We start from the raw sequence: 11,317 nt of genomic DNA, 5'->3' as shown, positions 1-11,317 counted from the left end.
CATGTCGCCTCGTCCAGGAGCACGATGCGTGGCTGCCGGCAGGTGCGGAAACAGACTTAGCGCTGTGTCTGTTTCCAGCCAGGCTGCTCGTCGGTAGAGTCGTCACGCTCTAACGGCACTGGATGCACGCCGCCAGAGCACCGCAGCAGGAAGTTCAGACGGCCGAGTCTGTATCCGCGCACCAGAACTGAAGGCCGGCGTTTCGACTTTTCGGAACCTCGCGCAAGCATCGAACAATGCCATCGGCAAAGCGCGCCGCCATCTTCTCGACTGTGTATTCGAGACTGGCTTCGTGGCAGTTTGCTCGAATAAGCGCCGCGCTGGCCGGGTTCTGGATCAGTTCCAGCGCATGGTCGGCGAAGACCTGCACATTCTCCTCGACGATGAAGCCGGTCTTGCCGTGCTCAAGATACGCAATTTCGGGGCCGTGCAAGGCTGTTTTTGTCGTCAGCATCGGCAGCGATAGCGCGAATGCGTCAAGCACGTGTAATCCCACCGAGCCGGGATTGATAACGAACGACGCCAGCTTGAATAAGGCGGCCTTGTCGACGCCGTGTTTCGCCCCGACACAATGCATCCAGGGACGGGTAGCGGCAGCATCACGCATGATCGAAGCACTCTGGCCATCTCCGATTACGATGAAACGAAATTGCGGACAACGCCGATGGATAAGATCTGCTACCGCAATCATGAATTCCGGCTTTTTGTCAGGATAAAGCGAGCCGCAAAATAATCCGACAGGCGCCCCGGGATCTATATCCAGCGCCAGCCGCAACTCGTCAAGACGTGCCGCAGGAACGCTTTTGGCGTCATGCCGGAAACCCTCGGTGTCGATGGAATTGTTGAGCAGCGTGGTGCGATCGGTGGGAAAACCGGCCTCTGCAAGCACACCAACCGTCATTGCGGTGTATGCGAACCACCAGTCGACCGCCCCAATCATCGCTGCTTTCCAGCGCTCGCGCCAGCCGCCCTTGGCACGGCTCTGGAAATCTCTTCCGTGCCCCCAGAACGCCACACGTGTGCGCCCGAGCTTACTCTGCAGAATCCAGTGGTAATTCGAAAGCAGCCGATTTTCCTGCATGACGATCACCAGGTCCGGGTGCTTCACTGCAGCGGGCAGTGGCTGCCAGCATAGGTCCTTCTTTTCCTTGATGGGGAAATAGAAGTTGCGCACCTTATGGCCCCAACTTACGTCAGCCTCATCCTTCTTGAGGCGCTCATCACCAAACGCCTGACCGTACACCAGCTCGAGCTTCACGCCCGCCGCCAGCAGCTTGTCCCGCAGACGATCAACAAACTCTCTCCGGTAATGAAACATCCGGTATTGGAAGAGAACAACGGTAGGGGCATCGACAGAACTATGCATGGCAAATCAATCAGCGAACCGTGAGGCGAAATAGTCGTTGAGCTCAGCTAGAGCACGTCGGACGCAATACTTCAACGACCGGCTTGTCCTGATGTTGACATAAGGCAATTATCCCAGCATGTCCTTGAAGCAGACCACTTGGTTACAAGCACAAAAAAGATGCCCGTAAGACATCAAAGATAACGTAATTGTACAAAATACAATACATAGGCCAAAAATTTGAGCCTACATGATTTTTACCAATCAAAATTTTGCCAAGCCAGACCTGGTATCGGAGCATGCGACGAATACTTATCAGAATTATCCTACACGAAGCGACCGTTGTAATAAATTTTTATTACTTGTTGTATTTTCAGATTGATACCCAAAGCATATTGACAGCGCACAAATTTAATCTAGAATCAGTTATCTAAGAGTCATCAATGTTGTCGAAACAATGTTTTTCGTTGCAATCTATACACCACCTCTGTAGCGAGCACTGTATGCGAAACGACATCTCGGTAATGGTTCTCGGACTGCGCGGCTTTCCTGGCGTACAGGGCGGCGTCGAGACCCATGCCGAACACCTGTACACGGAACTTTCGAAGACGGGCTGCCATGTCGAAGTGCTCGTGCGTGCGAATTACCAGCCGCCCGAAAACCCGGATACCTGGAAGGGGATGCGATTCACACGACTGTGGGCGCCCAAAAAGAAAAGCCTGGAAGCGATCGTCCATTCCTTCTTCGGCGTGGTTTATGCGGCTGTGAAGCGTCCGGACATCCTGCACATCCACGCTATCGGCCCGGCCTTGATGACGCCCGTTGCACGCCTTCTCGGCCTGCGCGTCGTCGTCACTCACCACGGCCCGGATTACGAGCGTCAAAAATGGGGCTACGCGGCCAGGACGATGCTGCGTCTCGGAGAGCGGCTCGGCATGTCCTTCGCAAACCAGCGCATCGTCATTTCGAACGTGATCCGCTCGCTGGTGCATGACAAGTACCGGCGCGCCAGCTATCTGATTCCGAACGGCGTGTCTCTCCCCCCGGCCACCTCGACCAGCTCCGGACTGAACGCATTCGGGCTCACCCCCGGCAAGTACGTCCTGCTGGTAAGCCGCCTCGTGCCGGAAAAGCGCCATCTCGACCTGATTCAGGCTTTCGACAGGGCGACGCTTGCCGGTTGGAAGCTGGCCATTGTCGGCGCATCGGATCATCCGGACAACTACACCAGGACCGTACTCGAGGCCGCCGCAAACACGGCCAACGTCGTTTGCACGGGCTTTCAGTCCGGCCAGGCGTTGCGCGAACTGTATGCCCATGCCGGCCTGTTCGTGCTGCCTTCGTCGCACGAGGGTTTGCCGATTGCCCTGCTCGAGGCGCTCAGTTACGGCTTACAGGTCATCGCGAGCGACATCCCCGCGAACCTGGAAGTGCGCAGCCCTGGAATCACCTTTTATCCCGTGGGCAATGTCGAGCAGCTGGCAGCGCGCTTAAGCGAGAAAAGCGCCACAGCACACGACGTCTCGGCAGCCAAAGCGATCCGGCAGCACGTCGCCACTACCTATCGCTGGAGCGAAATCGCGCGCGAAACCTTGAAAGTCTACGAACGAATGGTGAATCCTTCGCTGCAAACGCAGCGCGACACCCCTCCTGGGCCCGCCGCCCGGGCATCCGATTAACCCCGGCCTGGCACTGGCTACATCAGAACGAACGATATGAAAGCAATGATCCTGGCCGCTGGGAGGGGAATGCGCGTAGAGCCCCTGACCGACGTCTTGCCCAAGCCAATGATTCCCTTGCTGGGAAAGCCTGTGATGGCCTACCTGGTCGAGCATCTGGCCCGCCATGGCGTGACCCAGATTATGGTGAACGTGGCGCACCTGCATGAAAAAATGGAAGCATATTTCGGAAATGGCCAGCACTACGGACTCGAGATCGGCTATTCATTTGAAGGCTATGCGACAAGCTCCGGCGAAACCGTACCCGAACCCATGGGTTCGGCCGGAGGCATGCGCAAGATTCACGATTTCAGCGGTTTTTTCGCCGGCACCACGGTTGTGCTGTGCGGCGATGCGCTGATCGACCTCGACATCACCGCGGCGGTTGCGGAGCACCGCGCCCGCAGCGCACTTGCAACCGTCATTACCAAGGAAGTCGCGTCTGACAAGGTCTCCCGTTATGGCGTCGTCACGACCGACGACAGCGGCCGTGTCACCGCCTTCCAGGAAAGTCCGCCACGCGAATTGACGCACTCGCACCAGGCATCGACCGGGATCTATATTTTCGAGCCGGCGGTGATGGACCTGATCCCCGCCAGTGCGGAGTTCGACATCGGCTCCCAGCTGCTGCCGCTCATGGTGCAACGCGGCCTGCCCTTGTACGCACAATGCCGCCAGTTCAGCTGGATCGATATCGGGACCGCTGCCGATTACTGGTCGGCCATGCAAGCGCTAATCGCCGGTGAAGTCGAGAACCTGCCACTCCCTGGACGCCAGCTGGCGCCGGGCGTGCATGCCGGCCTGAACACGCATATCGACTGGACGGAGACCATCATCGAGGGGCCGGTTTATATCGGTGCCGGAACCCGTATCGACGCGGGCGCGTACATCATCGGGCCGTGCTGGATCGGCCCGGGTTGCCACATTGGCGCTGGGGCACGCGTTGTGCGTACGGTGGTCTTCAACTACACCCGGATCGCGCCTGATGTGGAGCTGTCCGATTCGATCGTGTGTCGCGAACATGCAGTCGGCCGCGACGGAGTAAGCCGGAAGCGGAATGGCGGGCGTGCAATGTGGGAAGACGCGCGATCCCTCGCCAATGTGGGCGTACCGGGCATTCTTGAAGCAGCATGACACGGCAGGGCGCCAGACATGCAAGAACGGAAGCGGATGAAGAAGCCGCAAATAAAGGCTGGACGATCCAGCCAATAACAATAATCCAATAAGAGTTAAAGTTGTAAAAACGTCATTTTTATGTTGTGGCTGCAACTTTAAACGGGCGCCGATACCGGCGCATTTTTCCAAAAACTAGGAGTCCGCAATGCAATATGCACGCATTCTTGCAGGCGCTATTTTGTGTACGGCTGCGGCTTGGGCCAGCGCAGCTACCCTGCCCACTAACAATTTCACCCTAGATTTGTCGGACACAAATACGTTCGGCAACAAATTCGAGGGTACTGGCTATAAGGATATGTCCTTCCTGGACATTTATAGTTTTTCCATTCCATCGAATTCCGATCTCGGGTCCTCGCTGACTTCTTTCGCAACGCGGAAAACCTACGATCTGGACATCACCTCGTTCGACCTCTACTCCGGAAGCACGCGTCTCTTGCAGGGCGTCCGCGTTTCGAACGGAACATTGGACGTCTGGACCCTCGAGGGCCTGAGCATTTCGAGCGGCAGCTATAACCTGCGCGTTGCAGGCACGATCCTCGGTACGTCCGGCGGTTCCTACGGCGGCAATGCAAACGTTTCGCCGGTGCCGGAACCGGAGGCATGGAGCATGCTCGGCGTCGGCCTGGCCGTCGCAGGCGTGATGGCGCGCAGGCGCCGGCCCCGCCAGGCACCGACTGCTAGCGCCGCCTGATCAATGCTGTAAGCGGCGCTCTCGTCGTCCCTCGTCCAGTGTGACGGCCGGGGCGACCAGGGCGGCGCAGACCGGGATATGTCCTTGTGCCATGCCGCACTTCCATGCGCCGTGTCCGCGGGATGCCATCTCGGTTTGCGCCATCACGGGTAGAGCCCAACTGCACGAATCTCAACGTTAGCGCACAATGAACAACTCTTACGAGCAGGCCGTTAACCTGGACGAGGATGAACTCCTGCAGTCCCCATCCGTGGCCAACAACGCGGACGTCCGCGAACGGCGGGCATCCGCTGACCAGTTGCACAAATATCGCCTGCCGGTCCTGATGAACATGCTCAGGCTGGCGGACATCGCCGTACTGCTGGCGGCAGGTTTCGGCGGCTACCTGCTGCGTTTCGGCTTCGAGCGCAGCATGCACCCGGCCGACCATCTCTTCATTTACCTGAGCACGCTGGTGACGCTGGTGTCGCTGCACGCCGCGCAGGCCTATCAGACGCGTAAGCTGGGCTCGCTTTTCGCCATGCTCAAGTCCCTGGGCGTCGGAAGTGCCGGCGCGCTCTCTCTCATGCTCGTGTGCGGCTACCTGTCGGGCACCCTCCACGAGTACTCGCGTGTCTGGCTGACCTCGAGCGTGCTGATGTCTGCCGCATTGCTGGTGCTCAACCGCGTTGTCGCCGTCCAATCCGTGCAGCGCGCCAGCCGGGCCGACCGCCTCACCGAAACGGTCGTCATCGTCGGCGCTACCGCGCGCGCAGAAAGAGTCATCGATGCGTTTTCCACCGGCAGCGATACCAGGGTCATGGTCCTGGGTGTATTCGACGACCGCATGCAGCGCGACCTGCCGAGTTCACTGCGTCCCCGGATGCTGGGCTCGACCGATGCGCTGCTCCAATACATCCGGCACAACCGCGTGGACCGGGTCGTCGTTACCCTCAACTGGGTGGCCTCGGAGCGGATTTACACCCTGCTCAAGAAACTGCGCACGGTCCCGGTCCGGATCGACCTGGTCCCCAGCGACGTGGTCTGGCGCTTCCCGGCCATCAACATGGAACGCATCGGCAGCGTGCCGGTACTGACCATCGCCAACGGACGTGTCGACGACCAGGTCGGTGCCCTCAAGCGTACGGAAGACCTCGTCATCTCAGCCGCGGTGCTCCTCGCGATCAGCCCCCTGCTCCTCCTGATCGCGCTTGCAATCAAGCTCGACAGCAAGGGCCCTGTCATCTTCAAGCAGCGGCGCCACGGCTACAACAACGAGGTATTCGAGGTCTACAAGTTCCGTTCGATGACGGTTGCCGACTCGTCGAGCACGCAGGTCGTGCAAGCGACCCGCAATGACGTGCGCGTTACCAAGGTGGGCAGATTCCTGCGCCGCTCGAGCCTGGACGAACTGCCGCAGCTGTTCAATGTCCTGTTTGGCCACATGTCGATCGTCGGCCCGCGCCCTCACGCGGTACAGCACAACATCGAATACGGCGCAATCATCTCCGAGTACTTCGCCCGGCACAACGTCAAGCCCGGCATCACCGGCTGGGCGCAGGTCAGCGGCCTGCGCGGCGAAACCGATACCGTCGAGAAGATGCACCGCCGGGTCGAGTACGACCTGCACTATATCGAGCACTGGTCGCTCGGTTTCGACCTGAAGATTATCCTGCTGACGGCGATCGCCGTATGGTTCGATCCGAATGCCTATTAACCCTAAAGCCGGTGCGCTCTCCACCCGGCTCGCAAACGGCCGGCTGGCCAGGCAGGCCCATCCTTAATCACGAGGATATTTATTTCGATGGCGCTGTTTTTGAACGTAGAAAGACGCAACAATAAATGGTTTCACACGCTCACCCCGGATGTAGAGCCAAAAGCGCGACAGGAATGTTTTTGATGTGCCGAGCGCTTTCATGACGAACTCCCCGATCCGGCGCAGCCGGACATTTCCGAACCTGGTTCCGGTGCTGCTGATCGTCCCGGCCTTCATCGCTCCGAGTGCGCATGCGCAGAGCGAGCAGCGGGTGCTCCGTCCCTACGCGGGCCTATCGGCCAGCTGGGATTCCAACGTGCTGGGCTTGAGCGGGCCTGCCGAAGCGCTTGCGCTGACCGGCAGCTCGACGCTGTCCGACACCGCGCGCTCCCTGGTCGCCGGCGTCGTCGTCGACAAGACGCTGGGGCGGCAGCGCCTGGCCGCCAAGCTGGACGCGAACCGGACACGTTTCGATCGCCTGTCGCAACTCGACTACCAAGGCTATGGCGCCAGCGCGGACTGGCTGTGGGCGCTCGGGAACGACTGGGACGGCAAGGCCGGTTACAGCAGGACGTACACGCTGGCGCCGTTCACGAACTTCCACAGCCCGCAGCGCAATACCTATACCGTCGAAAGGACGACCGCCAATGCGCGCTGGCGTCTGGCTTCCGATTGGCGGCTGCGGGTCGGCGCCTCGCGCTACGGGGTCGACTACGAGCTCCCCTTGCAACGGCGCTTCAACCGCAAGGAGAACGGGAGCGAGATCGGCATCGATTACCTTGCACGTAGCGGCAACCTGATCAGCTTGCAATGGCGCCGCAGCGACGGCCGTTTTCCGAACCTGGTCGACGGTCAAGCGTCTGGCTTTCGCCAGGATCAGCTCGAGCTCAAGGCGAACTGGCAGCTATCGGGAAAGACCAATGTCGACTTCGTCGGAGGCAGGGTCAAGCGCGTACACCCGGGCGAATCGGAACGCGATTTCGATGGCTACAACGGACGCGTGACAACAAAGATGACGGTCTCCGGCAAAACAATCCTGTCGGCCAGCATCTGGCGCGAAACTGGCGTTTTCGACGATGCATCCACGTCGTATTCGACCAACCGCGGCGCGAACCTCGCCGGCCGCTGGGCAGTGACGGACAAGACGAGCATCGAGGGTTCCTGGAGCCGCGAACGGCGCGATTTCACGCGGCCACTGCGGCTCGCGGCCCTGCCCGACTATCGGGACACGCTGAAGACGGCTCAGCTATCGCTGAGCTACGCGGCAAGCACGCACGTCGACATGCAGCTCGGGCTCGTCAGGTCGAGCAAGCTTACCAGCAACGGCTTTGGCGAGTACGGACGGCGCGCCGCAACTGCGCTGGCGCGCTATCGTTTCTAGGACAACAGGCAGCCCCCACTCATTGGCGACGACTTATCATGACATACGCTCCGATCCCCGCCCAGCCCCTCCGCCACGCGCCCCGCAAACGCCACGGCCCATGGCTTTCGCTGCTGGCGGCAGCCGCTTGCCTGCTGCTCGCCGCCTGCGACGAAGGCAAGGAAGCGCGGCCCGGGCAAACCCTGGCCACCGTGAACGGCACCGACATCACGGTGCATCAGGTGAATGCCGAGCTCAATGCGCTGCCGACACAGAGCGGCGTCCTTCCCGCGGATGCGCAGAAACGCGCGCTCGAGACCGTTATCGACCGCGAGCTGCTCGCAGCCCAGGCCGTCCAGGCCAAACTCGACCGCGATCCGGCAATCATGCTGGCCATCGAACGCAGCCGCTCGCAGATCCTGGCCCAGGCCTATCTGCAGACCCGTCTTGCGCAGGCCACTCCGGCCGCATCGGAAGTCGACGATTATCTTCACAAGCACCCGCAACTGTTCGCCGGACGCAAGGTTTACGACTTGCGCTACCTGGCCGTGCCCGCAGCCGGAATGAACGCCGAGGTTGCCGCCATGGTGGACCGCGCCAGCTCTCTCGATGAACTTGCTGCGAATTTGAGCGCCAATAAGGTCGGCTTCTCCAAAGGACAAGCATACCGGTCGAGCGCCGAACTTCCGCCGCAACTGCTCGCCAACCTCGACCAGGTGACCAGGCGGCCCGTGTTCGTCATGCGCGACACCGAGCAGACTCTGCTCGCCTCGCTCAGCTTCGTCCGCGACGATCCTGTAGCAGGCGAGGAAGCAAGGCGGCAGGTGCAGCAGTTCCTCGGCAAGCGCAAGGGCATGGCCACGATCCAGGAGGAAGTGGCGCGCCTGCGCCGCACCGCCAGTGTCAGTTATACCGGACAGCCGGCGCCGGCGCCGGCGAGCACCGGCAAGCAGGCTGCGGCCGCTGGCGGGGCACCGGACCTGGCAGCAATCGAGGCCGGCGCTTCCGGCTTGCGCTGACCAGACCACTTGACTCACAAGAACGCACTCATGATGAACAAATACATTCCTCTCCTGGCCGCTGGCGCTTTCGCAAGCTCGCTTGCGGCGGCTGCCCCCCTCGGCGCTGGCGACGTCGTCAAGGTGTCCGTGTACGGCAGCCCCGACCTGACCCTCGAAACCCGTATCGCCGAGGACGGCAAGCTGGCCTATCCGCTCATCGGTGATGTCCAGGTCGAAGGCCTGGAGCCACCGGCCGTCGAGCGCAAAATCGCAAGCATGCTCGCCGCCGGCGGCTACCTCAAGCGGCCGCAGGTCAACCTGCTGGTCGTGTCGATGCAAAGCCAGCAGGTGTCGGTGCTGGGCAACGTCATGCGCCCCGGCCGCTATCCGATGGAGGGACGGCGCTCGTTGCTGGACGTGCTCGCACTTGCCGGCGGCATCAATCCCGAAGGCGGCGACGTGGCCGTCATTGTGCGCAAGCGCGACGGTTCGCCTGCGAAGGAGGTAGTCAACGTGCCGGACATGATGCGCAGCGCCGACCTCTCGCAAAACGTCCAGCTCGGCGGCGGAGACGTGGTCTACATCGAGCGCGCGCCGAAATTCTATATCTACGGCGAGGTCCAGCGGCCGGGCGTGTATCGCCTGGAGCGCAACATGACGGTCGTCCAGGCCCTGTCTACCGGCGGCGGCCTGAACCAGCGCGGCACGGAGCGGCGCATGACGGTGAAGCGTCGCGACGAGCGTGGCGTCCTGCACGAAGTCTCGGTGCGCCAGGACGACATCCTGCTGCCCGACGACGTCATCTACGTCAAGGAGAGCCTGTTTTGAGCCATCGCCAGGCCCGCCCGGCTGCGGGTAACCGCCATACCACCACCGCTTCGAGGATGCCATGAAGTTCCAGCAAGTTCTGCTCATTTTACGGGCGCGCTACCGCGTCATCATCGCCGCGCTGCTGCTCATCGTGGCCGCCAGCATCGTCATCAATCTGCTGATGCCGAAGAAATACCAGGCCTCGACCACCCTGGTGGTCAACTACAAGGGAGCGGACCCAGTCTCGGGCGCCATGATGCCTTCGGGGATGATCAGCGGCTACATGGCGACGCAGGGCGACATCATCCAGAGCAAGACGGTCGCGCTTGGCGTCGTTGACGCGCTGCGCCTGGCTGAACTCCCCACGGTACAGCGCGATTTTCAGCAGGCCACCGAAGGCCGCGGCGATATCCGCGACTGGCTCGCGGAGCTCCTTCTGCGCAACGTGAACGTCGTTCCCGCACGCGAAAGCAGCGTCATCACGATTACCTTCACCGGCACCGATCCAGCCTTCGCCGCCGCCGTGGCGAACGCTTTCGCGGCCGAGTACCAGAAGACCTCGATCCAGCTGAAAGTACAGCCCCTGAAGCAGGCTTCCGCCTATTTCAACGAGCAGCTGCGCGAATTGCGCGACAAGCTCGAGCAGGCGCAAACCAGGCTGTCGACCTACCAGCAGGATAACGGCCTGGTCAGCGTAGACCAGCGCCTCGATGTCGAGACCGCCCGCCTGAACGAATTGTCGTCGCAGCTCGTCCTCGTCCAGTCGCAGGCGGCCGATGCCGCCTCGCGCCAGAACACCGCACGCGGTGTGGCGGGCGAAAGCCCGGATGTCGTGGCAAACCCGCTGGTCCAGAACCTGAAAGCATCGCTGACGCAGGCGGAAGCGCGCCTGTCCGACCTCGCCCAGCGCCTCGGCGCCAACCACCCGCAATACCAGGGCGCCAAGGCCGACGTCGAGAAGCAGCGCGCCGAACTGGCCGCCCAGATGAATATCACGTACGGCTCGCTGGGTGGTGTGGCCCGCAACGTCCGCCAGCGCCAGGCCCAGCTGGAAGCGGCCGTGGCCGCCCAGAAGGCCAGGATACTGGAACTCAACAGCGCCCGCGACAAGCTTGCCATCCTCGCCCGCGACGTCGACAGCGCCCAGCGCACCTATGACGCGGCCAGCGCCCGTTTTTCGCAGACCAGTATCGAAGGCAACGCGAACCAGACCGATGTCGCCGTGCTCAGCCCGGCACTGGCGCCGACCAGGCCGTCGTCCCCGCGCATGCTGCTCAACGTCTTCGTGGCCATCCTGTTCGGCACCGGCTTCGGCATGGGCCTGGCCTTGTTGCTGGAAATGATCGACCGCCGCGTCCATTCGGCCGACGATGTGCTCGACCTGCAAATCCCTGTTCTTGCCGACTGGAGCCGTCCGAACGGCAAGCGCGGCTTCTTCGCGCTGCCGCGCCTGTTTTCCGGCCGCCGCGCCGCCGCCTGAG

Annotated in this window: 10 protein-coding genes; 8 read left to right on the top strand and 2 right to left on the bottom strand. The window is 61.5% G+C overall.

Annotated elements, in window-relative coordinates:
* Positions 1-154 precede the first annotated feature (154 nt).
* A complete protein-coding gene (locus ACWYRN_RS20265) occupies positions 155-1,366 on the bottom strand; it encodes a glycosyltransferase family 4 protein (RefSeq protein WP_488689469.1) in 1,212 nt (403 codons plus the stop codon).
* Positions 1,367-1,848: 482 nt separating this feature from the next.
* Here ACWYRN_RS20265 and ACWYRN_RS20260 point away from each other — a divergent pair, with 482 nt between their 5' ends.
* From ACWYRN_RS20260 to ACWYRN_RS20245, 4 genes are all read left to right on the top strand, one after another.
* Entirely contained in the window at positions 1,849-3,024 is a 1,176-nt protein-coding gene (locus ACWYRN_RS20260; RefSeq protein WP_488689468.1) for a glycosyltransferase family 4 protein, read from the top strand.
* 36 nt (positions 3,025-3,060) lie between these two features.
* On the top strand, positions 3,061-4,197 hold the full coding sequence (locus tag ACWYRN_RS20255) for a nucleotidyltransferase family protein (protein ID WP_488689467.1): 1,137 nt from the start codon (positions 3,061-3,063) through the stop codon (positions 4,195-4,197).
* 187 nt (positions 4,198-4,384) lie between these two features.
* Positions 4,385-4,930 (top strand): FxDxF family PEP-CTERM protein, encoded by a 546-nt coding sequence (locus ACWYRN_RS20250; protein ID WP_488689466.1) that lies wholly within the window; start codon positions 4,385-4,387, stop codon positions 4,928-4,930.
* A gap of 187 nt (positions 4,931-5,117) precedes the next feature.
* Complete coding sequence (locus ACWYRN_RS20245; RefSeq protein WP_488689465.1) at positions 5,118-6,626, top strand: undecaprenyl-phosphate glucose phosphotransferase; 1,509 nt, start codon at positions 5,118-5,120, stop codon at positions 6,624-6,626.
* A 63-nt stretch (positions 6,627-6,689) separates the two neighbouring features.
* On the opposite strand, the gene ACWYRN_RS20240 is transcribed toward ACWYRN_RS20245, so the two are convergent.
* Entirely contained in the window at positions 6,690-6,827 is a 138-nt protein-coding gene (locus ACWYRN_RS20240) for a hypothetical protein (RefSeq protein ID WP_488689464.1), read from the bottom strand.
* On the opposite strand from ACWYRN_RS20240, the gene epsL reads away from it, so the two are divergent.
* The 4 genes from epsL (at position 6,826) to epsF (ending at position 11,316) form a co-directional block, all read left to right on the top strand.
* Positions 6,826-8,046, top strand: a complete 1,221-nt coding sequence (gene epsL / locus ACWYRN_RS20235) for an XrtB/PEP-CTERM-associated polysaccharide biosynthesis outer membrane protein EpsL (RefSeq protein ID WP_488689463.1) — start codon at positions 6,826-6,828, stop codon at positions 8,044-8,046. The two genes, ACWYRN_RS20240 and epsL, sit on opposite strands and share 2 nt — an antisense overlap.
* A gap of 38 nt (positions 8,047-8,084) precedes the next feature.
* Entirely contained in the window at positions 8,085-9,044 is a 960-nt protein-coding gene (locus ACWYRN_RS20230; RefSeq protein ID WP_488689462.1) for an EpsD family peptidyl-prolyl cis-trans isomerase, read from the top strand.
* A gap of 30 nt (positions 9,045-9,074) precedes the next feature.
* Positions 9,075-9,854: a polysaccharide export protein EpsE gene (epsE, locus tag ACWYRN_RS20225; protein ID WP_488689461.1), complete on the top strand. Its 780-nt coding sequence runs from the start codon at positions 9,075-9,077 to the stop codon at positions 9,852-9,854.
* 61 nt (positions 9,855-9,915) lie between these two features.
* The gene (gene epsF, locus ACWYRN_RS20220; RefSeq protein ID WP_488689460.1) at positions 9,916-11,316 is read left to right on the top strand and encodes a chain length determinant protein EpsF; all 1,401 of its coding nucleotides are present in this window, start codon (positions 9,916-9,918) and stop codon (positions 11,314-11,316) included.
* Position 11,317: the final 1 nt, after the last annotated feature.

It is taken from the genome of Massilia sp. BAP21 (assembly GCF_057801335.1).
This window is presented reverse-complemented; position numbering and strand designations above follow the sequence as displayed.

Excerpts from the sequence above, each read along its gene's own strand:
- ACWYRN_RS20265 (WP_488689469.1), bottom strand. The coding sequence starts at position 1,366 with ATGCATAGTTCTGTCGATGCCCCTACCGTTGTTCTCTTCCAATACCGG.
- ACWYRN_RS20250 (WP_488689466.1), top strand. The coding sequence starts at position 4,385 with ATGCAATATGCACGCATTCTTGCAGGCGCTATTTTGTGTACGGCTGCG.
- ACWYRN_RS20240 (WP_488689464.1), bottom strand. The coding sequence starts at position 6,827 with ATGAAAGCGCTCGGCACATCAAAAACATTCCTGTCGCGCTTTTGGCTC.
- ACWYRN_RS20260 (WP_488689468.1), top strand. The coding sequence starts at position 1,849 with ATGCGAAACGACATCTCGGTAATGGTTCTCGGACTGCGCGGCTTTCCT.
- epsF (WP_488689460.1), top strand. The coding sequence starts at position 9,916 with ATGAAGTTCCAGCAAGTTCTGCTCATTTTACGGGCGCGCTACCGCGTC.
- epsE (WP_488689461.1), top strand. The coding sequence starts at position 9,075 with ATGATGAACAAATACATTCCTCTCCTGGCCGCTGGCGCTTTCGCAAGC.
- ACWYRN_RS20230 (WP_488689462.1), top strand. The coding sequence starts at position 8,085 with ATGACATACGCTCCGATCCCCGCCCAGCCCCTCCGCCACGCGCCCCGC.
- epsL (WP_488689463.1), top strand. The coding sequence starts at position 6,826 with ATGACGAACTCCCCGATCCGGCGCAGCCGGACATTTCCGAACCTGGTT.
- ACWYRN_RS20245 (WP_488689465.1), top strand. The coding sequence starts at position 5,118 with ATGAACAACTCTTACGAGCAGGCCGTTAACCTGGACGAGGATGAACTC.
- ACWYRN_RS20255 (WP_488689467.1), top strand. The coding sequence starts at position 3,061 with ATGAAAGCAATGATCCTGGCCGCTGGGAGGGGAATGCGCGTAGAGCCC.